This window comes from Planktotalea sp. (genome assembly GCF_018607965.1).
In the GTDB taxonomy this organism is placed as follows: Bacteria; Pseudomonadota; Alphaproteobacteria; order Rhodobacterales; family Rhodobacteraceae; genus Planktotalea.
The window spans coordinates 1-19,502 of record NZ_JABBAM010000163.1 but is presented as its reverse complement, the minus strand read 5'-3'; the positions used below and the strand labels follow the sequence as shown (position 1 = coordinate 19,502).

Annotated in this window: 22 protein-coding genes; 11 read left to right on the top strand and 11 right to left on the bottom strand. The window is 55.0% G+C overall.

From position 1 onward, the window contains the following. On the bottom strand, positions 1-293 hold a 293-nt coding region (locus QZ279_RS14470), incomplete at its 3' end, for a hypothetical protein (RefSeq protein WP_293452121.1). A 118-nt stretch (positions 294-411) separates the two neighbouring features. Here QZ279_RS14470 and QZ279_RS14465 point away from each other — a divergent pair. After that, positions 412-1,176 (top strand): alpha/beta fold hydrolase, encoded by a 765-nt coding sequence (locus tag QZ279_RS14465; protein WP_293452119.1) that lies wholly within the window; start codon positions 412-414, stop codon positions 1,174-1,176. 76 nt (positions 1,177-1,252) lie between these two features. Here the strand turns inward: QZ279_RS14465 and QZ279_RS14460 are convergent, their stop codons facing one another. The 3 genes from QZ279_RS14460 to QZ279_RS14450 are packed head-to-tail and all read right to left on the bottom strand — an operon-like array spanning position 1,253 to position 2,776. Continuing rightward, positions 1,253-2,131 (bottom strand): PhzF family phenazine biosynthesis protein, encoded by an 879-nt coding sequence (locus QZ279_RS14460; protein ID WP_293452117.1) that lies wholly within the window; start codon positions 2,129-2,131, stop codon positions 1,253-1,255. After that, positions 2,131-2,358: a DUF1150 family protein gene (locus QZ279_RS14455; RefSeq protein ID WP_293452115.1), complete on the bottom strand. Its 228-nt coding sequence runs from the start codon at positions 2,356-2,358 to the stop codon at positions 2,131-2,133. Before QZ279_RS14455 ends, QZ279_RS14460 begins: the two co-directional genes overlap by 1 nt. A gap of 4 nt (positions 2,359-2,362) precedes the next feature. Further along, complete coding sequence (locus QZ279_RS14450; protein ID WP_293452113.1) at positions 2,363-2,776, bottom strand: Hsp20 family protein; 414 nt, start codon at positions 2,774-2,776, stop codon at positions 2,363-2,365. A 170-nt stretch (positions 2,777-2,946) separates the two neighbouring features. Between QZ279_RS14450 and QZ279_RS14445 the strand changes: the two genes are divergently transcribed. The 3 genes from QZ279_RS14445 to QZ279_RS14435 all read left to right on the top strand — a co-directional run bounded on the left by QZ279_RS14445 (position 2,947) and on the right by QZ279_RS14435 (position 4,803). Further along, positions 2,947-3,171 (top strand): DUF465 domain-containing protein, encoded by a 225-nt coding sequence (locus tag QZ279_RS14445; RefSeq protein WP_293452111.1) that lies wholly within the window; start codon positions 2,947-2,949, stop codon positions 3,169-3,171. A gap of 71 nt (positions 3,172-3,242) precedes the next feature. Beyond that, positions 3,243-3,731: a 5-(carboxyamino)imidazole ribonucleotide mutase gene (purE, locus tag QZ279_RS14440; protein ID WP_293452109.1), complete on the top strand. Its 489-nt coding sequence runs from the start codon at positions 3,243-3,245 to the stop codon at positions 3,729-3,731. Next, complete coding sequence (locus tag QZ279_RS14435; RefSeq protein ID WP_293452107.1) at positions 3,724-4,803, top strand: 5-(carboxyamino)imidazole ribonucleotide synthase; 1,080 nt, start codon at positions 3,724-3,726, stop codon at positions 4,801-4,803. Before purE ends, QZ279_RS14435 begins: the two co-directional genes overlap by 8 nt. On the opposite strand, the gene QZ279_RS14430 is transcribed toward QZ279_RS14435, so the two are convergent. Continuing rightward, the gene (locus QZ279_RS14430; RefSeq protein ID WP_293452105.1) at positions 4,800-5,375 is read right to left on the bottom strand and encodes a YqgE/AlgH family protein; all 576 of its coding nucleotides are present in this window, start codon (positions 5,373-5,375) and stop codon (positions 4,800-4,802) included. The genes QZ279_RS14435 and QZ279_RS14430 overlap by 4 nt on opposite strands. 136 nt (positions 5,376-5,511) lie before the next feature. Here QZ279_RS14430 and QZ279_RS14425 point away from each other — a divergent pair, with 136 nt between their 5' ends. Next, positions 5,512-6,321 carry a protein-disulfide reductase DsbD domain-containing protein gene (locus QZ279_RS14425; RefSeq protein WP_293452103.1) on the top strand — a complete coding sequence of 270 codons (810 nt, stop codon included), beginning with the start codon at positions 5,512-5,514 and terminating at the stop codon, positions 6,319-6,321. 8 nt (positions 6,322-6,329) lie between these two features. On the opposite strand, the gene QZ279_RS14420 is transcribed toward QZ279_RS14425, so the two are convergent. The 5 genes from QZ279_RS14420 to QZ279_RS14400 form a co-directional block, all read right to left on the bottom strand. After that, positions 6,330-9,749: an efflux RND transporter permease subunit gene (locus tag QZ279_RS14420; RefSeq protein ID WP_293452101.1), complete on the bottom strand. Its 3,420-nt coding sequence runs from the start codon at positions 9,747-9,749 to the stop codon at positions 6,330-6,332. Positions 9,750-9,752: 3 nt separating this feature from the next. After that, positions 9,753-11,210, bottom strand: coding sequence for an HlyD family efflux transporter periplasmic adaptor subunit (locus QZ279_RS14415; protein ID WP_293452099.1), 1,458 nt, complete (start codon positions 11,208-11,210; stop codon positions 9,753-9,755). 93 nt (positions 11,211-11,303) lie between these two features. Then, complete coding sequence (moaB, locus tag QZ279_RS14410; protein WP_293452097.1) at positions 11,304-11,837, bottom strand: molybdenum cofactor biosynthesis protein B; 534 nt, start codon at positions 11,835-11,837, stop codon at positions 11,304-11,306. Further along, positions 11,834-12,475, bottom strand: a complete 642-nt coding sequence (locus QZ279_RS14405; protein ID WP_293452095.1) for a LysE family translocator — start codon at positions 12,473-12,475, stop codon at positions 11,834-11,836. Before QZ279_RS14405 ends, moaB begins: the two co-directional genes overlap by 4 nt. Beyond that, positions 12,468-13,232, bottom strand: coding sequence for a uracil-DNA glycosylase (locus QZ279_RS14400; RefSeq protein WP_293452093.1), 765 nt, complete (start codon positions 13,230-13,232; stop codon positions 12,468-12,470). The genes QZ279_RS14405 and QZ279_RS14400 overlap by 8 nt, the downstream gene beginning before the upstream one ends. 97 nt (positions 13,233-13,329) lie before the next feature. On the opposite strand from QZ279_RS14400, the gene QZ279_RS14395 reads away from it, so the two are divergent. The 5 genes from QZ279_RS14395 (at position 13,330) to plsY (ending at position 17,382) form a co-directional block, all read left to right on the top strand. Then, on the top strand, positions 13,330-14,280 hold the full coding sequence (locus QZ279_RS14395; protein ID WP_293452091.1) for an aspartate carbamoyltransferase catalytic subunit: 951 nt from the start codon (positions 13,330-13,332) through the stop codon (positions 14,278-14,280). Next, positions 14,277-14,798 carry a hypothetical protein gene (locus QZ279_RS14390; protein ID WP_293452089.1) on the top strand — a complete coding sequence of 174 codons (522 nt, stop codon included), beginning with the start codon at positions 14,277-14,279 and terminating at the stop codon, positions 14,796-14,798. Before QZ279_RS14395 ends, QZ279_RS14390 begins: the two co-directional genes overlap by 4 nt. Before the next feature lie 112 nt (positions 14,799-14,910). Then, the gene (locus QZ279_RS14385) at positions 14,911-15,471 is read left to right on the top strand and encodes a hypothetical protein (RefSeq protein WP_293452087.1); all 561 of its coding nucleotides are present in this window, start codon (positions 14,911-14,913) and stop codon (positions 15,469-15,471) included. Beyond that, positions 15,441-16,760 carry a dihydroorotase gene (pyrC, locus tag QZ279_RS14380; protein ID WP_293452085.1) on the top strand — a complete coding sequence of 440 codons (1,320 nt, stop codon included), beginning with the start codon at positions 15,441-15,443 and terminating at the stop codon, positions 16,758-16,760. Before QZ279_RS14385 ends, pyrC begins: the two co-directional genes overlap by 31 nt. 19 nt (positions 16,761-16,779) lie before the next feature. Beyond that, entirely contained in the window at positions 16,780-17,382 is a 603-nt protein-coding gene (plsY, locus tag QZ279_RS14375) for a glycerol-3-phosphate 1-O-acyltransferase PlsY (protein ID WP_293452083.1), read from the top strand. 80 nt (positions 17,383-17,462) lie between these two features. Here plsY and QZ279_RS14370 read toward each other — a convergent pair whose 3' ends face one another. Then, entirely contained in the window at positions 17,463-18,833 is a 1,371-nt protein-coding gene (locus QZ279_RS14370; protein ID WP_293452081.1) for a glutamate--cysteine ligase, read from the bottom strand. Between the two features lie 292 nt (positions 18,834-19,125). Between QZ279_RS14370 and QZ279_RS14365 the strand changes: the two genes are divergently transcribed. Then, positions 19,126-19,362 carry a hypothetical protein gene (locus QZ279_RS14365; protein ID WP_293452079.1) on the top strand — a complete coding sequence of 79 codons (237 nt, stop codon included), beginning with the start codon at positions 19,126-19,128 and terminating at the stop codon, positions 19,360-19,362. Positions 19,363-19,502 lie beyond the last annotated feature (140 nt).

Sequence of the window (19,502 nt, the reverse complement as noted above, 5' to 3'; positions counted from 1 at the left end):
ATCGCTTGCACGCCAAGCATATCCAGAATCATATTTTTACGACGCGCTTTTGGATTAATCTTCTCAAGGTGTTCGTGCAACACACGTTCGGCAACGTCTACCGAATGAGCATCAATCATGCGCGCCAATTTCGGATGGTTCGCATAACTTTTCGCATCACTCAACACCAACGCCGCGCGATGCGCATCTCGCGGCAAACGCCGCCCTACAGTTTTCATCGCGCGTGGAAGATCACGTGCTTTGACGCCCAGCTTTGCACGCAAAGCCTCCAGCGCTTTTTGTTCAATCGCCATGTGATCTTATTCGCATTGCATGATGTCCCTTTCGACGCCGTGATCTTAACCAAACCCGCACCAAGGCTCAAGCAATCCTGACTGGCGCACCGCGCAAATCCGCGCTATTTCCCGAACCATGCTCAATACACTTACATTCGGCACCGACACGACGCGCCCACCGCTGATGATCGTGCACGGTCTCTTTGGATCTGCGCGCAATTGGAACGTGATCGCCAAACGCATGTCCGAAACCCGCACAGTGATCGCACCCGACATGCGCAACCACGGGGCCAGCTTTTGGAACGACACCCACAGCTATCCCGATATGGCCGGCGATCTGTCAGAGGTGATTAAAGCCCACGGCGGCACCGTCGATCTGGTCGGCCACTCCATGGGCGGCAAGGCCGCGATGACCCTCGCGCTGACAGAACCAACCCAAGTCGCCCGCCTGCTCGTCGCAGACATTGCACCCGTTTCATACACACATTCCCAACAGCAATTCATCGACGCAATGCGCGCCGTCGATCTGACCAAAGTCACCCGCCGCGCCGACGCTGTAGCACAACTCGCACAGCACATAGACGACAAAACGCTGCAGTCCTTCTTCACACAATCGCTGAATGTGAAAGAACAACGCTGGCACTACAATCTGGATGCGCTCGAACGCGATATGCACCTGATCTTGGGGTTCCCAGACCTATCAGGCACCTATGACGGCCTCACTCTCTTCTTGTCTGGTGCCAATTCCGACTACGTCGAAACCGAACACCGCCCAAAAATCAAATCCCACTTCTCAAATGCAAAATTCGCCAAAATCCAAGACGCGGGTCACTGGCTCCACGCCGAACAACCCCACGCCTTTGAGGCCTCACTCAAAGCGTTCCTCGCCTACGACGCATAACCAGCACAAAACTGCCCAATGCATCCTCTCTCCATAAATATCCCGGGGAGCGCGAGGGGCTGGCGCTCGCCCCAACCTACAAATGCAGCGTTCCGCTCATCAAAATGTGACCAAAACCAGCAACCTCAACGCCTTCAATCTTATCGCACGGCCCAAGCACACGCACTGACGCAGACCCAGCACGCCCCAACCCATGACCCTGCTCAGCCACGAAATCAGGCGTCTCAATCAAGCCGTGATGCCAGAAATAACTCGCCATTGCCCCCGTCGCAGACCCCGTAAACGAATCCTCCACAGGGCTAGGCGGCAACATCAATAAACGCGAATAGGTATCACCCGCCTGTGTGAAACCACCAAGCGTGGTTAGGAACGGCTCCATTGCGCCGTCTCCCTGTTTTCCCAAGCTCTCTAACATCTCGTCTACAGCGCGCGCATTCAAAGACGCGCAACTTAGCGCCACCTTGTCGCGCAAAACCGTAATAATGAAGGGCAGACCTGTGGACACCAACTGCGGCGGTGCAACAATATCCTCGGCGCGCAAACCAATTGCAGCAGCCACCAAATCCGTATCCACCATCGGCCCAAACACAGGCGCGATCTGGCGCATGGTCACGCGCTTACCGTCTTCGCTCAAATGCACAGGGATAATCCCCGCCAACGTCTCCAGCATCAAATCCCCAGTGCCAACCGTCCCCGCAGCATGTGCAGCCACGACAGAGGCAACCGTAGGATGCCCTGCAAATGGAATTTCTCGGCTCGCAAGGAAATAACGAACGCGCACGTCCGCGACATCAGATGGACCTAGAAACGTGCACTCCACCAACGACGTTTCGCGCACAAACGCCAAACAGGTCTCATCATCCAAATGCGCTCCGTGGTGAACCACCGCACAGCCGTTGCCGCCAAAAGGCTGATCCGTGAACGCATCAACCCAATGGACAGCAAAATCAGGCATCAGTGCACCGCGTGGGGGGTGAAATCATTCTGACGGGCCAGCGTGAACGCAAGATCACGATCCGCGGCAATCGCTAAACGCTCGCCCTTTTCATTGTGCACCGCATAAAGCTGCTCAACACCCGTTGCTTGCTCCTGCATTTCTACGGGCAAATCGGCCAATTCTACAGAACGCACATAAACGATCGATGCATCTTTGGAGGTCTCGAAATCAAAGGCTTCAGTCATGGGATCACCCTATCTTAATGTTTATAGTTCGAACAACTGTGTCAGGGCGCGCGCGGGTCAAGTCCACATGCAGCAAACCATTTTCCATTTGAGCTTCGCCCACTTCAACACCGTCAGCTAGCACAAAACTGCGCTGAAACTGGCGCGCAGCAATACCACGATGCAAGAACATACGCCCATCGCTGTCATCCGTCTGACGCCCTCGGATCACCAACTGGCGATCTTCCACCGTGATCGACAAATCATCCTCGCCAAAGCCAGCCACAGCCAGCGTAATACGGTACGATGTGTCCGTCGTTTGTTCAATATTATAGGGGGGATAGCCCTCATTGCCCGATTTGGCGGTGCGTTCCACCAATCGTTCCAATTGCTCAAAGCCCAACATATGCGGGTATGATCCCAATGTCATTTTCGTCATCGGTACGTCCTTAAAGTAAAGCGACAGTCCAAGTGCGGCGGTCCCATTCTGGCAACCGCTGATGTTCTAAATATGGGAAGCTTCATCCCGCAGTGCAAGGGCTATGCGCGCAGGGCTTCAGCAGGTATAAAGAAGCCCTTGATAATACGATCAAAATGGAATCGCCTCACATGAACGCGCCCACAGATATCTCAATGAAAACCAGCGAAGTTTTGCGCGTTGAGTTGGAAGTCATGAAGCGCGAACACCGCGACCTTGATGAATCGATCCGCGCCTTGAACGACAGGGGCACAGCGGATCAATTGATGCTGCAACGTCTCAAACGCAGCAAGCTGCGCCTAAAAGACAAAATAGCGGTCATCGAAGACCGCTTGACCCCCGATATTATCGCCTAAATCCACCATGGCACATTGCCTAGGGACAGCATCTGACTATAGTCCAGCGCTTATTGCGAAGGGTGAGTATCATGGCTGAAATCGAAGTTGGAATTATCATGGGCAGCCAATCCGATTGGCCCACCATGATCGAGGCTGCAAACATGCTTGATGCGCTTGGCGTCCCTTATGAGAAAAAAATCGTATCCGCCCACCGCACACCCGATCGCCTTTGGGACTACGGCAAAACCGCAGCCACGCGCGGCCTCAAAGTCATCATCGCAGGCGCAGGTGGCGCGGCCCATCTTCCGGGCATGATGGCCTCGAAAACCCGCGTTCCTGTGATCGGCGTCCCCGTACAAACCAACGCGCTTTCTGGCGTGGATAGCCTTTATTCAATCCTGCAGATGCCACGCGGTTTTCCCGTCGCGACCATGGCCATCGGCGGTGCGGGTGCTGCAAACGCAGGCCTTATGGCCGCTGCCATTCTCGCCACCTCTGATCCCGCCTTGGCGACGCGGCTAGAGGCGTGGCGCGAAGCTCTGTCAAACTCAATCCCAGAGGAGCCCACAGATGTCTGATCCCCTGCCCCAAGGCGCAATCATCGGCATCCTAGGCGGCGGTCAACTTGGTCGCATGCTCTCAATCGCTGCGGCACGTCTCGGCTTTCGCACCCACATTTTCGAGCCCGGCACAAACCCGCCCGCAGGCCACGTCGCAGACATCGTGACAACCGCGCCTTATGAGGACGACGCAGCCCTGCGCGCCTTCGGCAACGCCGTTGACGTCATCACATATGAATTCGAGAACGTCCCCACATCCGCACTTGATCTCCTCGGCACCCTCGCCCCGATCCACCCCGGTCGCGAAGCGCTGCGCATCTCCCAAGATCGCCTCACCGAAAAAGATTTCCTCAGCGGCCTTGGACTACATGTCGCGCCCTACGCAGCCGTCGATGACGCGCAAAGCATGGCAGCAGCCATCGAAAAAGTCGGTACACCCGCAATTCTGAAAACCCGTCGCTTCGGATATGATGGCAAGGGCCAAGCCCGCCTCAAATCCCCAAGCGACGCCGACCAAGCCCTCGCCGATATGGCTGGCGCGCCAGCTGTTCTAGAGGGCTTCATTAATTTCAGTGCCGAAATTTCCATCATCGCCGCGCGCAGCCCATCTGGCGAAGTCGCGTGCTATGATCCAGGTGAAAACGTCCATGAGGGCGGCATTCTACGCAAAACCACCGTGCCCGCCAGTGTTAAATCCGCGCTTCGCATGGACGGCGTCATCCTAGCAGGTCGCATCCTGAATGAACTCGACTACGTCGGCGTCATGGGTGTCGAATTGTTCGTCACGCCCAAGGGATTGATCGTCAACGAAATCGCCCCGCGCGTACACAATTCGGGCCACTGGACCCAGAATGGCTGCACCGTCGATCAGTTCGAACAACACATCCGCGCGATTGCAGGCTGGCCGCTCGGCAATGGTCAGCGTCATAGTGATGTGGTCATGGAAAACCTGATCGGCGACGATATGAACCGCGTTCCCGCACTTGCCGCGCAGGCCGAAACCGCCCTGCATCTTTATGGCAAAGCAGATGTCAAAGCGGGTCGTAAAATGGGCCACGTGAACTTCGTCACATCCAGCGCCAAATCCTAAGCACGCCCACCGCTCGACGATAAAATCGCGGGATCAACCCCAAGTGTTCCCAGCGCTGCCGCCCACTTCTCGTTGTCGGGTGTACGAAAAATAATGTCGGCACCCACGTCAGCAACAAGCCAGCCGTTCACAGCAATCTCTTGCTCTAACTGACCAGGCCCCCAACCCGCATAACCAAGCGCGATCAACGCACTTTGCGGGCCTTTTTCGGCCCCGATATCTTCCAAAATATCAATCGTTGCTGTCATCGCCAAATTCGGTCCGGCATCCATTGTAGATAGCTCAGAACGATACTCGGACGTATGAAGAACGAAACCACGGCCATGCTCGACGGGCCCACCAAAATATACTGGCCAATCTTTGTCGCATGTGTCTTTCGGAATCGACAGTTGATCCATGAGATCGGTCAGCTTCACATCTTGCGCAGGCTTGTTAACGATTATTCCCATCGCACCTTCATCAGAATGCGCACACAAGAATATGACGCTGCTGCGAAACCGCGAGTCTGGCATATCAGGCATCGATATCAGGCACTTGCCAGAAAGCCCTAAATTCGGAACTTTAATTTTCATGCTATATATTTATTCCAACAATATTAACGAAGATGTTACGACGAGCAGATTGATTCAAGTAAAAGTTGCCGCGCCAGCAAGATATCTCTCAAATAAGTGACTTGGCTTTACGCGGTCTGTGCGCCAATCAAGATGCATGATACGCAAAACCACTTTTCTCGCAGCACTCGCAGGCCTCGCAACAACCTTGTCTGCACACGCGCAAAATTTCGACAATATCCTGCAAGCGACCTTGTTAACAGGTTGGCGACAAGCCGACGGTAGCCACATGGCGGGCATCCGTTTAGAACTAGAGCCAGGTTGGCACACGTATTGGCGCGCACCTGGCGACGCGGGTATTCCGCCGATTTTTGATATGTCTGGATCGGGTAATTTCAAAGATGCTAAGGTCATCTGGCCACGCCCCGAAGTGTACGAACAAAACGGCTTACGTTCGATTGTCTATAAAGATCAGATCGTCTTGCCCCTACAAGTTCTCCCCAGATCCAAAGGCAAGGACATAGCGCTTACCGCAAAAATCGAGATCGGAATTTGCAAAGATATTTGCATCCCCCAAACTCTCAAAATCAGCGCGGTTTTACCTGCCACTAGCGCCAAACGCGACTCGCGTATTGCAGCGTCGCTCGCGGATCGCCCCTACAGCGGCAAACAGGCAGGGGCAGCGAATGTACGTTGCCAAATATCGCCAGCATCCGATGGAATTTCGCTACAAACCTCCTTCACGCTTCCACCTGTCGGACGGCGCGAAGCGATCGTGATCGAAACCGCAAATCCGCTTTTATGGGTGGCAGAGCCAGACATGAAACGCTCTGGAAACACACTCACTGCAGTGACGAATATTCAACACGTCGAAGACGCGCCCTTTATTTTGAACCGCAGCGGAATTCGCATCACGGTCTTGGGCGAAAGCCAAGCCGTTGAAATCATGGGTTGCACAGGCAATTAAAACGTCAATCAGGCGGACAGTTTAACCGCTCCTTGGCGGCCTCTTCGTGAAATCAATAGGCCCAGAAGCGATGTCACATATGCGATGACAACCATCACAATCAGACCACCCGTGAACGCCAAGAATGCTGCCGGCATCGCGCCCAACTCATTTAGCTGTGGCAAAAGCTCAGCCAGTTGCGGAAGCATTTTTTCGTAAACCGCAGCATACCCCAGCGTCGCGGCCAACCACGCCGCAACAATGCCCGACAATCCAATCAAAACCGTTCGCGGCCATCGCGCACGAAACTTCAAACCCCGATTGAATGCATCCACACGACGGCGCACATCATACTGCATCGCAATAAACGACGGCACGATCAGCAGAACCAGCACCATGCCAAAGCCCAGACCATAGACCAGCGTAATAACCGTAGGTTTCAGGAATTGCGCTTGGCTTGAACGTTCAAACAGCAGCGGCAACAATCCTAAAACAGTCGTGAGCGTGGTTAACATCACAGGTCGCAAGCGGTTCGCCACACCATCAATGATCGACGGGATCAATCCACGATCCTTGGCATATTCATCAATCGTTGTGACCAAGACGATGGAATCGTTGATTATAATTCCCGTCATCCCAAGCAGCCCAACAATCGAGAACATCGAAAGCGGAACATCCCAAGCCGCGTGACCATAGATTGTGCCAACCAAACCAAAAGGGATCACCGCCATCACAACTACAGGCCGCGTCCAGCTGGAAAACACCCAAGCCAGCACCAGATAAATCCCCGTCAATGACAGGATCAAACCCGTCATCGCATCACTTAGAAATGCATTCTCTTGCTCGGACTGCCCGGACAAACGCCATTCGACCTGCAACTCGGACGCGACACGTGGCAATATCTGCTGCTCCAACGCATCCTCTATTTCGCTCGCCCGCGCAGGATCATCCTCGGAAATATCGCCCGTAACCGAAATCAAGCGCACGCCATTTTCACGCCGCACTGTTGAAAAACCAGTGCGCTGTTTCACGCTGACAATATCCGCCAACGGAACGTAGCTCCCAGACTTGCTGCGCAGCAACGTGCTATCCAGAAAATCTGCACGCAACTCGTCGCTTGGCAATTCCACACGGATCGTCGCGCTGCGCGGACCATCAGGGAAACTCGCCGCCTCGATACCATTCAAGCGGTGGCGCAAAACACGTCCAAGTTGATCAATCGTAAAGCCCAACGCCTGTCCCTGCGCCGTCAATTCAAGGATCAACTCTTCCTTGTCATAGGCCAAATTATCCTCAACTGCCGATACCTCAGGAAAGCGTGCCAATTCCGATCGCAACGCCTCACTTGCCGCCTTCAATTTCTCTGAACTAGCACCAAAGAACTGTACCGAAAGACCCGATCCACCAGGGCCCGAACGCCAAGACCGAAACGAAACATTCTCCGTCAATGGATGCCTGCGCACGGCGTCTTGTAGATCACTCACAAAGGAAAAACTGGAATAGGGGCGCAAGTCCGCATCAATCAATTCAATCGAAATGCCACCCAGAAGATCGTTATCTTTGGTGTCAGATCCCGCCATTCCGCGACCCGCAGATCCACCAATTGTCGCCATCACATAATCAAGCGGATTGGTGCCATGCTCCTTCTCAAACTCCGCCGCCAATTCTTCGGCCGCGCGCTGCATTTCGCGCGTCATTGCAAGCGTATCTTCGCGCGTGGCCCCTTCCACCATCGAAAAGTTGCCCGTTACGGAGGATCGCTCAGGCGCGTTAAAGAACCGCCATTGCACATCGCCGCTGATCACCAGAACCACTTGGCTCGCAAGGATTACAACCGCACCAGCAAACACCGCATAGCGCGCCCAGATCACACCCGCGATAAGGGGGCGAAAAATCTGATCTCGGACCCATTCAAAACCCTTATTCACCACGCGGCTCGGCAAATCATACCAATGTGTTTTCACACTATGCGCCAGCGCATGGCTCATGTGGTTGGGCAAGATCAAAAAGCATTCGGCCAAGGACGCAATCAAAACCGCGATCACCGTAAACGGAATATCCCCGATCAAATCACCAAAGCGCCCCCCAATCGACACCAAACCAAAGAACGCGATCACCGTCGTTAGCGTTGCAGAAAAGACAGGCATCGCCATGCGCCGCGCTGCATTTTCGGCAGCCACAACAGGCGGTTCCTTCAATTCACGCGCGCGATAGTCGGCGTGTTCGCCCACAACAATCGCGTCATCAACGACGATGCCCAGCGTGATGATCAAAGCGAAAAGCGAGATCATGTTGATGGTCAAACCACCGATATACATGATCGCAATCGCCGCAAAGAGCGCGACAGGAATTCCCGCAGCCACCCAAAACGCAGTGCGTGCATTCAGGAACAGGAATAGCAACAAAACAACCAATCCCAGCCCAGTGATCGCGTTATCCAGCAGAATATTTAGACGCCCGCTGATGTATTCTGCGCGCGTTCTGATCAGCTCAATCGTGACACCTTCAGGCAAGGTTGCCTGCATTACAGCAGCCACATCTTCGACCTGTTCTTGGATCGCAATCGCATCGCCCTTGTCAGAGCGATCAACGCGAATGGTCATTGCGGGATTATCACCCACATAGAACCCAACATCGCGATCCACACCCTCTTGGCGCAATTGCGCAAGATCACCGATCCGCAGTTTAGAACCGTCATCATTCGAGCGTAAAACGATCTGCGCAATTTGCTCGGGCGTTCGCTTTTCAACACCTGTACGCACACGCGCGGTGCCGCCAGATACATCGCCAGCAGGATCCGCATCCACCTCGGATGCAATTGCAGCGGCGATATCGGCCATAGCAACGTCATTCGCTATCAAATTTGCAGACGGAACTTCAACAATCGTTTGCCCAGCGGCAACACCCCTGATCGTCGTGCGGGTCACTCCTTCTGCGAACAAGCGCGTCGTCAATTCATCTGCAAACAGCGCAAGCTGCGCAACGCCGACAGGTCCCGTAATCACCACATCTGTCACGCGATCACGCCATTGGCCACGACGCACGACAGGGTCTTCCGCTTCATCCGGCAGACCGCTCACTTGATCCACAGCCGCTTGCACATCATCGGCTGCGCGCGCCATGTCCCAATTCGGTTCAAATTCTAACGATATCGTTGCGCGGCCTTCGCGGCTAGACGCTGAAGAACTATCCACACCCTCAACAGACAAAAGCGCAGGCTCCAACACCTGAACGATGGCCGCGTCTACATCCTCTGCACCTGCACCGTCCCACGCGACCGACACGGATACTGTATCCAAGATCACATCTGGAAAGAACTGCGCCCGCATCTTTGGCATCGCAACAAGGCCAGCGACCAGCATGATAACCAATAGCAAATTCGCCAGCGTTTTATGGCGCACGAAATAACTTAAAACCCCGCCAGACCCTTGAGGAAGTGCACGTGCCATACCTTATCCCCCCATCCGACCTTCGATCCGGTTCACCATTTGTGCGGGAACCAGCGGTTTTTCGAGATTACTCAAAAGACGCGCTTTCGCTTCGTCAGGAATGCGTTTGTTCGCCTCAATGAACGCTCGAATCTTTGCGCGACGCTCCTCTGACAACTCCAACATTTCAGGCTCTTCAATTTTTGTCGCGCCCTCCACCGTCAACGGCTTCACTTTGATTCCTGCCCCCAAAAGCGGCGTACGCGCGGTGACAACACTTCGCCCGACAATCTCGCGCGAGCGCACAAGAACATCATCCCCCTGACGACGCACTAGGCTTACCGGCAATGCCTCAAGGCGATCCTCTTCGCCAATAACCAAAACGTTTCCATCAGCGTCCAGCGCAGTCGCTGGCAATCGGATAACACCGCGAAGTGAAGGTTCCGTTACTTCTACACGTACAAAATCACCCGGCTTCAATCCGCGTGCTGTCTCCAAAGTCGCAAAAACCAAGCGCCCTGATTGGCCCTCACCTACCGCCGCACTATCGCGGGTTAACGTACCCTTGGCGACCAAATCCGCGCCAAACACATCCAAAACCACTGAAACCGCCGCACGCCTTAACCTGCCATTTTCGTCCAAAAGTCGCGCGTATTGCGCGGTGGACAGGCGGAACGAGACTTCCAAAGCATTCGGATCAATCAGACGCGCAAGGCGTTCGTTCGCTGTCACCAAACCGCCGCGCGAGGCAGTAACATCCGTCAAAGCCCCCGCAAATTCAGCTTTCAGCTGCGTATTTTCAACCTTACGCATCGCATCGGCCTTGGCCAATTGCGCGCGCGCAATTCGTGTCGTTGCTTGCTCAGCACGTGCCTCTGCCTGCGCAACGGCTTGGCGGCGCGAAAGAACACTTTGGCGCGCCGACGACGCTGCCAACTCAGCGGTTTCAACAGTCGCAGAGGTTCCAACACCGCGTGCAGCAAGGTCGCTTTGGCGCTCAAACGCTTTCTCGCGCAGGGCCGCCTGCTCACGCGCACCCACCAATTCATCGCGCGCCAATCCGATAGCACGTTCTGCTTCGCGCGCTTCCAAAGCAGCGTCACTTACATCACTGGCAGCGCGATCTAGCGCGCTTTGGGCTTCGGCTGGATCAATCAGAACCAGAACTTCGTCCACATCGACGCTACCGCCTTCAACAAAGTTAACCGACAGCTCTAATACAGTTCCCAACGCCCCTGCCCGCAAATCCAAAGTGCGCGCACTAGCGACCTGACCAAAGGCGGTCAAAACAGGATCCACGCTTTGCATCTGCGCAGGAACCACCGTCACCGAAAATTTCCGCTCGCGCGACCGCGACGGGCGGGGTTCTTCTGCCATGCGCGCCTGAACAGCACCGTACACAATCGAACCCGCGTACACCAAAAGCGCGCCCGTCATCGCGACCAAAAACAAACCTGCAAGGCTTTGTCTCAGAAATCTCATAGCATTGCTGTCCTAACCATCCGTTAAGTTAAAGTAGTGACCTGATTTCCAAAGGCAAATCCACTCACAATTAACGTGATACGTGTGAACAGACTATTTCCGTCGCAAATGTTCGTCCAAACGCGGCATTATTTCCACAAAGTTGCAGGGCTTGTGGCGATAATCGAGCTGAAAGCCCAGAATTTCATCCCACGCATCCTTGCACGCACCGGGGCTTCCGGGCAACGCGAACAGATATGTGCCCTGCGCCACGCCCCCTGTTGCACGGCTTTGCACTGCAGACGTGCCAATCTTTTTCATGCTTATGATGGTGAACACAGTGCCAAACGCATCAATCTCTTTCTCATACACATCGCGGTGCGCCTCGACCGTCACATCGCGCCCCGTCAGACCCGTGCCACCCGTCGAAATCACCACATCAATCGCGTCATCTGCACACCAAGCACGCAGTTGATCCGCAATCTCTGCCCGCTCATCGCGGATAATCTTGCGATCCGCCAACATATGCCCCGCATCGCCCAAACGCTGTACAAGCACATCACCCGAACGATCCTGATCCAACGCACGCGTGTCAGAGACCGTCAAAACAGCGATCCGCACGGGTAGAAATTCACGTTCAACACTCATAACAACGCCCCTTTTTCCATCCAGACTAAGCGTATCGCCAAACCGACAAAGATCAGCGCACTGATCCGCGACAAGATCAGCCCAGCGCGCCCACCACGTCCCAGCTTTTGCGAAAACACACCTGACATCACACCAATCATTCCATTGATCAGAAACCCGCCGAACCCGATGACCAAACCTAAAATCAAAAACTGTCCCAAGACCGAACCACGGTTGCCGTCCACAAACTGCGGCAGGAACGCCAGTACGAAGAAAATGAACTTGGGGTTGGTTAGGTTAACCACAAGCCCTTGCCAAAACGCGCGCGTCGGCGTCAGCGAAACCGCATCACGCGTGCTATCCTTCACAGAGGTGCGCACGCCCCAACTGCTCCACGCAAGCCAGAGCAAATACACAACCCCGATCCAGCGAATAACGTCCAGTGCGTAGGGCAGCGCGGCAATTGCCGTACTCAAGCCCAGTCCCGCCAGAAACACATGAACAAGCCCGCCCATCGACACACCCCCGCTTGCCGCGAACGCAGCGCGCTTGCCGTATCGCAAGCCCTGTCCAAGGCAGAACATCATATCGGGACCAGGTGTCAGGTTCAAAAGTAAAGCGGCGGGAATGAACGTCAACAGAACCAGCGGATCAACCACGAAGCCGCGCTTTCAAGCTCAGCAAGTCTGCCCAAGCCTCGCGCTTTTTCTCAGGATTACCTAGCAAATACTCTGGTGCATACATCGGCAGAACAGGCACGCCCATCGCCTCGCCCCACTCCCCACGCAACCGCGAAATTCCGCGTTTCTTCAGCACCGCTTGGCACGCAATATTGCCCATCAACACAACAAACTCTGGTTTCGCCAAAGCCACATGGCGTTCCAAGAACGGCAACATCATCGCGAGATCGTCAGATTTCGGCTCCTGATTACGCGGCAAACGCCACGGCAGGGCCGTCGTTAGATACACGTTCTCACTACGGTTCAAATCAATCGCGCCCAGCATCTTATCCAGCAAGACACCCGCATCACCAACAAACGGGCGCCCCTCGCGATCTTCATCGCGCTCGGGTGCATCCCCAATAATCATAACGCGCGATCCAAACACGCCGTCCGCAAACACCAGCTTGCGCGCACCGCGCTTCAAATCACATTCCTCGAATGCCCCCAAGGCCGCGCGCAAGGCTGCTACGTCGCCTGCGCCTGCGGCCGCCGAGCGGGCCAAATCAACACCGCTCACCTTAGACCGCTGAACGGGCGCGACCGTTTCAGCCACAGCAGCAACCGCCATCTTCTTGGGTTCAGGCTTCACCTCAAAGCGATTGATAGGCGTATCGCTGATGGTTTCGGTCACACCGAATTCCACCTGCCACTCCAGCAGCGCCTTAGCCGTATGATAATCCAATGCCGATTCCATACCCGCAATCTATGCCCCCCGCGCCAGATAGGAAACGCCCCATCTTGCCCCAGCCAGCGCGCGCGCCTATAACGCCTCGAACCAAAGAGGGCCGCCCATGACGTTTACCCAAGCTCACCTGCTCGGGATCGAGCATTTGCACCCGTCCGAGATCACAGCTCTGCTGGATTTGGCCGATCAATATGTCGATCTGAATCGCCAATCCCACAAACATTCTGACGCACTTGCAGGTCTGACCCAAGTCAACATGTTCTTCGAAAATTCAACGCGCACGCAAGCCAGCTTTGAAATTGCAGGCAAACGCCTTGGCGCAGACGTGATGAACATGGCGATGGAGGCATCTTCGATCAAAAAGGGCGAGACCCTGATCGACACAGCCATGACCATCAACGCTATGCATCCTGACCTTCTGGTCGTGCGCCACCCCCACTCTGGCGCGGTCGATCTACTGGCGCAAAAAGTGAACTGCGCCGTGCTGAACGCGGGCGACGGTCGTCACGAACACCCGACCCAAGCCTTGCTCGACGCGCTCACAATCCGCCGCGCAAAGGGCCGTATCCATCGTCTTTCTATCGCGATTTGCGGCGACATCGCCCATTCCCGCGTGGCGCGCTCCAACATCATGCTGCTGGGCAAAATGGAAAACCGCATTCGCCTGATTGGCCCACCCACCTTGATGCCCTCCCAAATTAACGAATTTGGCTGCGAGGTCTTTGAAGACATGCGTGAAGGCCTTAAAGACGTGGACGTCGTTATGATGTTGCGCCTGCAAAAAGAACGCATGGACGGCGGGTTCATCCCGTCTGAACGCGAATATTACCACCGCTACGGTCTGGACGGCGACAAACTCAACCACGCAAAACTCGACGCAATCGTCATGCACCCAGGCCCCATGAACCGCGGCGTCGAAATTGATGGTGACATCGCGGACGACATCAACCGCTCTGTGATCCAAGAGCAGGTCGAAATGGGCGTCGCAGTGCGCATGGCCGCGATGGACCTACTGGCGCGCAATCGCCGCGCCAAGCAATCAGGCGTGATGGTATGAGCACCCAAATGAACATCACCGCGACAGAGCATGGCGTTGTTAGATTGTTCGCGATCGAAACCGCCCAAACCTTCGCACATGCCCATCTTGCAACAGCCCTCGGCACCGACACGCTCGACGAAAACCACGCCGATATCATCACCATCGCCGATCTGGATGAACTCGGCCTTGAGGGCTATCTCGCTCTCGGTATGGGTATCGCTGCTGATGAAATCGAAGCAATGCGCCCTCAAATCAAAGCGCTGAAAAACGACGTCGCCCTCATTCGTTCAGCCGCATTCATGGGCCAAGCAACCACACTTACCCCGCAAGCGCCCCTGCGCTGGATCGCAACATTCGGCGAAGTTCCAATCGACACGTCCTCAACCCCGATCAAAACCGCATCGGCCCAAGGCGTTCTCACAGGATCGCCCCCAAAGACAGGACCCTCAAACACCAAAGTCCTGCTCTGGGTCCTCGCCGCATTTGCGTTTATCGTCGCCGTCACCATTTCCATGCTTATCCGAATAACGCCGTAAGAAAGGTCAGATCATGCAAGAACCCAAAGACCCCAGAATGTCAGGTCGCGTGGCCTCTATCGTGCTGCTTTTGTTGGCCGTTTTCGTCGTCCTCATGGTCTGGATTGCATAAATGACGGACCAAGCAGCAGGGTGGGACGGCATACTTGACGAGGGCGAAAGCATCCTTTGGCAAGGCCGACCAGTCGCTGGCCTATCTTTTCACAATACGGACGTTATGGGCGCGCTGATGGGAGTCTTCTTTATGGTTTTCTCTGTCTTTTGGATCGGCATGGCCGCACAAATTGGCAGCGGCTTCGGCAACAGCGGCTTTGGTGGCGTTTTCCCTAAACTCTTCCCGCTCTTCGGCCTGCCTTTCTTTGCAATCGGCTTTTACAATGCCATCGGGCACGTCTTTTGGCAGGCTTACCTGCGCTCCAAAACCCACTACACACTTACGAGCAACCACGCCTTCATTGCCCTTGATCACCCAACCAATGGCAAAACGCTCAAAAACTTTCCAATCGATGCAAACACGGACGTGATCCTTAAAATCGGCCCACCCGATAGCGTGTGGTTCGCTGGTAAACGCATCGGCTTCACACGCATTGCAGATGGTCGCGCGGTCCTCAAACTCATGCGACAAATTCAGAAAGAAGCCCCATGCACATTCGGTTCACCAACGCACGTCTAATCAATCCAGAAACCGGCACAGATGAGATCGGTGAGCTAACAGTTTCTTCAGGTGTTATCACATCCGTTTCCACACAAGACACTGATAATAAAAAGAATCAGTTTCGCGGCGAAACCTCGGACCCTGAAACTGTGGTAGACTGCGGTGGTAAATGCCTCGCCCCCGGCATCATCGACATCGGTGTTAAGGTCTGCGAACCAGGCGAACGTCACAAAGAAAGCTATCGCAGCGCAGGTCTCGCCGCCGCAGCAGGCGGTGTTACCACAATGGTTACGCGCCCAGATACGTCCCCAACCATCGATAGCCCCGAAGTTCTGGAATTCGCGCGCCGCCGCGCCAATGAAGCAGCCCCCGTCAACGTCCTCGTCATGGCCGCTCTCACCAAAGGACGGATGGGGCGAGAAATGACTGAAATCGGCTTTCTCCAAGACGCAGGTGCCGTCGCTTTCACCGATTGCGACCACGTGGTAACGGACACCAAAGTCTACAGCCGCGCCTTAACCTACGCGCGCTCCCTTAACGCCTTGGTGATCGCCCACATCCAAGAACCAATCCTTAGCACGGGTGCTGCCGTCACCTCTGGCAAATTCGCGTCCCTTCGTGGTCTGCCCGCCGTTTCTGCGATGGCCGAACGCATGGGCCTTGATCGCGATATAGCGCTGATCGAAATGACAGGCGTGCGCTATCACGTTGATCAAGTCACCACCGCGCGCGCCCTTCCCGCTTTGGAACGCGCCAAAGCAAACGGTCTGGACATCACCGCAGGCGTATCGATCCACCACCTCACGCTAAATGAACTCGACGTTGCTGACTACCGCACGTTTTTCAAAGTCAAACCTCCCTTGCGCTCTGAGGACGACCGCCTCGCTGTGATCGAGGCCCTCGCCACTGGCACCATCGACCTCATTTCTTCTATGCACACGCCCCAAGACGAGGAAAGCAAACGCCTGCCCTTCGAGGAAGCCGCCTCTGGCGCGGTCGCCATGGAAACTCTACTTCCCGCCGCCATGCGCCTTGTGCACAACGAACACCTCGATCTGCCAACCCTCTGGCGCGCCCTCAGCCTTGCACCCGCGAAACGCCTCGGCCTGTCCTCTGGTCGTCTCACCGCAGGCGCCCCCGCAGATCTCGTTCTCTTCGATCCCGATGCGCCCTTCATCATGGATCGCTTCAAACTGCGCTCCAAGTCCAAGAACACCCCGTTTGACGGCGCGCGCATGCAGGGTAAAGTGCACGCAACCTACGTCGCAGGCCATCAAGTCTTTGCTCACGAAACCCCTAAGTTCTAATTCTTTCGAAAGCGTTTAAATGCCAATATTTGAAACAAGCCTCCTCGCACTACTGATCTGGGCGGTGCTCGGCTATCTCTTCGGCTCAATTCCCTTTGGCGTGATCATATCGCGCGCTATGGGCCTCGGTAATTTGCGCGACATTGGATCCGGTAACATCGGCGCAACCAACGTCCTGCGCACAGGTTCTAAGCCCGCCGCACTGGCCACACTCATTCTAGACGGCGCAAAAGGGGCCATCGCGGCCCTGATCGCCCGCGCGATGGCAGGCGAAGACGCCGCACAAATCGCGGGTCTCATGGCCCTCATCGGCCACTGCTATCCTGTCTGGTTGAAATTCAAAGGTGGCAAAGGCGTCGCAACCGTCCTCGGCCTGCTTCTCGCGCTCAACTTCCCAGTCGGTGCAGCGTGCTGCGCAACTTGGGTCGCTTTCGCAGCACTCAAACGCATCTCTTCCCTTGCAGCGCTTGCAGCCGTCGGCACATCGACCTTCTGGATGAGCATCCTTGGCTACCCCGAAGGCTTCCTGCTCGGTGTTATCCTGACCATCCTGATATTCTGGCGTCACCGCACAAATACCAGCCGCCTGCGCGCAGGCACAGAGCCTAGGATCGGCAAGTAAAGCCGAGACCAAAACCTTCATCTTTCCAAATAAACTTCCGCCGGAGGCACCCAGGCTCTCAAATGGCGAGAACCGTCAGATCAATAAGAATACTCACCATAAACGCGGCTCAAATCCCCAGCCCATTCACCGTGATACTTCTCTAACATCTCATCTGCAGGCACTTGACCCGTCTCAAGGCTCTCTTTCAAAGCGTTCAAGAAATGCGTCTCATCTGGCACCAAACCACCTGCACCGGGACGTGCGCGCGCTTTCAAACCAGCCTCAGAAATCGCCACGACTTCGCGCGCCAGTTCATGCATACTGATCCCGTTCACCTTGGCCTGTAAGCCGTCGACTGACGCCGCGACCCGCAAAGCATCACGCGTTTCAGCGTCCCAACCTTTGACCAGATCCCATGCTGCATCCAAAGATGTCTGATCATAAGTCAAACCAACCCAGAACGCAGGCAAAGCACACAGACGACGCCAAGGCCCCCCATCCGCGCCGCGCATTTCGATAAACTTCTTCACGCGCGCTTCAGGAAAGACCGTCGTCAGATGATCTGCCCAATCGCTCATGGTTGGCGTCTCACCGGGAAGCGCAGGCAATTCGCCCTTTATAAAGTCGCGGAACGACATGCCCAAGGCGTTGATATATTTTCCATCGCGATAGACAAAATACATCGGCACATCGAGCACATATTGCGTCCAAGCCTCGAATCCGAAACCGTCTTCGAACACGAAAGGCAACATGCCCGTGCGCGCGTCATCAAGGTTCTGCCAAATGTGGCCACGCCAGCTTTTGTGGTTATTGATCTTGCCCTCAAAAAAGGGCGAATTCGCAAACAGGGCCGTCGCAACAGGCTGCAACGCCAAGGCAACCCTCATCTTTTGAACCATGTCGGCCTCTGAACTAAAGTCGAGGTTCACCTGAACCGTGCACGTACGACGCATCATCGCCGTGCCCATGGTGCCAACCTCTTCCATGTAGTTGTTCATCAACTTGTAGCGGCCCTTGGGCATCAAGGGCATTTCTTCGTGCGACCACTCAGGCGCGGCACCCAACCCCATAAAGCCAACGCCGATTTCATCAGAAATCTCACGCACTTCACGCAGGTGTTGGTTCACTTCATCGCAGGTCTCGTGGATGGTTTTCAAAGGCGCACCAGACAATTCCAGCGCCCCGCCCGGTTCCAAGGAAACATTCGCGCCCGCTTTCTCAAGCCCGATCAAATGCCCGCCTTCGCGCACTTCCGACCAACCGTGGCGATCCCGCAAGCCCTCTAGAACAGCCACAATCGAACGTTTACCTTCAAAAGGAAGCGGCGCGTGCGTGTCTGTAAGGTAGCCAAATTTCTCGTGCTCGGTCCCGATGCGCCAGTCCTCTTTGGGACGGCACCCTTCGGCCAAATGCTCTGCTAATTCTTCATGCCGCTCGATTGGGCCACCACCAGTTTGAGGAATAGACATGAGCATGCGCCTTTCGAATGGTTTGCTTTCCCTCAGCCTTGGGGCGATTTGGCAGAGGTGTCAATGCACGCAAGCCCTTCGAATTTGCACAAAACTGTTCCTATCACACCCGCCTGCGAACAGCTTTCATCAAACCAATTAGAAACTGTCGAAAATCCAAAACGTTTTTAAGCTTGGCGTTAACGAAATATCCCGGCTCCTGCGGCAAGACAGGCAAACTATTCACGCGATCAACTTATTTCCAAATGGGTGCATGATGCCAACTGTACGAACACAATCACCAGTTTTCAAAATGATCACCAGTGTGCTTTGGGGGCAGTGGCTTACTGTCCTTTTGCCAGCACTGTGTTTGGGTGCATATTGGGCTTTTGGCCAAACGGGTCTGGTCATTATGGCACTTGGATTACCCGCAATTTGGGTCGTACTTGGCGGATTTGACACTCCTGATGACCACATCGATACGGCCACAGCCTCCAAAACGTTAGAACATTCAGACCAGCTTGCCGTCACATCAGCGGCCTCCTTTTGACCGCAGCACCAAGCGAGCGAATGGCCCTTTTTTGTATTGGTATTGACGACTCTGACGCGATCATAAAGCGGCTTCGATCCAAAAACCTCGAAGACATCCAACTTAGGGTCAGGACTCATAACCAAAAGATGACGGTTGCA

What these genes read in the sequence shown, in the direction of transcription:
- QZ279_RS14370 (WP_293452081.1), bottom strand. Translation starts at nt 18,833, where the DNA reads ATGTCTATTCCTCAAACTGGTGGTGGCCCAATCGAGCGGCATGAAGAA.
- QZ279_RS14435 (WP_293452107.1), top strand. Translation starts at nt 3,724, where the DNA reads ATGTCTGATCCCCTGCCCCAAGGCGCAATCATCGGCATCCTAGGCGGC.
- QZ279_RS14390 (WP_293452089.1), top strand. Translation starts at nt 14,277, where the DNA reads ATGAGCACCCAAATGAACATCACCGCGACAGAGCATGGCGTTGTTAGA.
- moaB (WP_293452097.1), bottom strand. Translation starts at nt 11,837, where the DNA reads ATGAGTGTTGAACGTGAATTTCTACCCGTGCGGATCGCTGTTTTGACG.
- QZ279_RS14385 (WP_293452087.1), top strand. Translation starts at nt 14,911, where the DNA reads ATGACGGACCAAGCAGCAGGGTGGGACGGCATACTTGACGAGGGCGAA.
- QZ279_RS14455 (WP_293452115.1), bottom strand. Translation starts at nt 2,358, where the DNA reads ATGACTGAAGCCTTTGATTTCGAGACCTCCAAAGATGCATCGATCGTT.
- purE (WP_293452109.1), top strand. Translation starts at nt 3,243, where the DNA reads ATGGCTGAAATCGAAGTTGGAATTATCATGGGCAGCCAATCCGATTGG.
- QZ279_RS14465 (WP_293452119.1), top strand. Translation starts at nt 412, where the DNA reads ATGCTCAATACACTTACATTCGGCACCGACACGACGCGCCCACCGCTG.
- pyrC (WP_293452085.1), top strand. Translation starts at nt 15,441, where the DNA reads ATGCACATTCGGTTCACCAACGCACGTCTAATCAATCCAGAAACCGGC.
- QZ279_RS14430 (WP_293452105.1), bottom strand. Translation starts at nt 5,375, where the DNA reads ATGAAAATTAAAGTTCCGAATTTAGGGCTTTCTGGCAAGTGCCTGATA.
- QZ279_RS14415 (WP_293452099.1), bottom strand. Translation starts at nt 11,210, where the DNA reads ATGAGATTTCTGAGACAAAGCCTTGCAGGTTTGTTTTTGGTCGCGATG.
- QZ279_RS14420 (WP_293452101.1), bottom strand. Translation starts at nt 9,749, where the DNA reads ATGGCACGTGCACTTCCTCAAGGGTCTGGCGGGGTTTTAAGTTATTTC.
- QZ279_RS14395 (WP_293452091.1), top strand. Translation starts at nt 13,330, where the DNA reads ATGACGTTTACCCAAGCTCACCTGCTCGGGATCGAGCATTTGCACCCG.
- QZ279_RS14400 (WP_293452093.1), bottom strand. Translation starts at nt 13,232, where the DNA reads ATGGAATCGGCATTGGATTATCATACGGCTAAGGCGCTGCTGGAGTGG.
- QZ279_RS14425 (WP_293452103.1), top strand. Translation starts at nt 5,512, where the DNA reads ATGATACGCAAAACCACTTTTCTCGCAGCACTCGCAGGCCTCGCAACA.
- plsY (WP_293452083.1), top strand. Translation starts at nt 16,780, where the DNA reads ATGCCAATATTTGAAACAAGCCTCCTCGCACTACTGATCTGGGCGGTG.
- QZ279_RS14445 (WP_293452111.1), top strand. Translation starts at nt 2,947, where the DNA reads ATGAACGCGCCCACAGATATCTCAATGAAAACCAGCGAAGTTTTGCGC.
- QZ279_RS14460 (WP_293452117.1), bottom strand. Translation starts at nt 2,131, where the DNA reads ATGCCTGATTTTGCTGTCCATTGGGTTGATGCGTTCACGGATCAGCCT.
- QZ279_RS14365 (WP_293452079.1), top strand. Translation starts at nt 19,126, where the DNA reads ATGATCACCAGTGTGCTTTGGGGGCAGTGGCTTACTGTCCTTTTGCCA.
- QZ279_RS14450 (WP_293452113.1), bottom strand. Translation starts at nt 2,776, where the DNA reads ATGACGAAAATGACATTGGGATCATACCCGCATATGTTGGGCTTTGAG.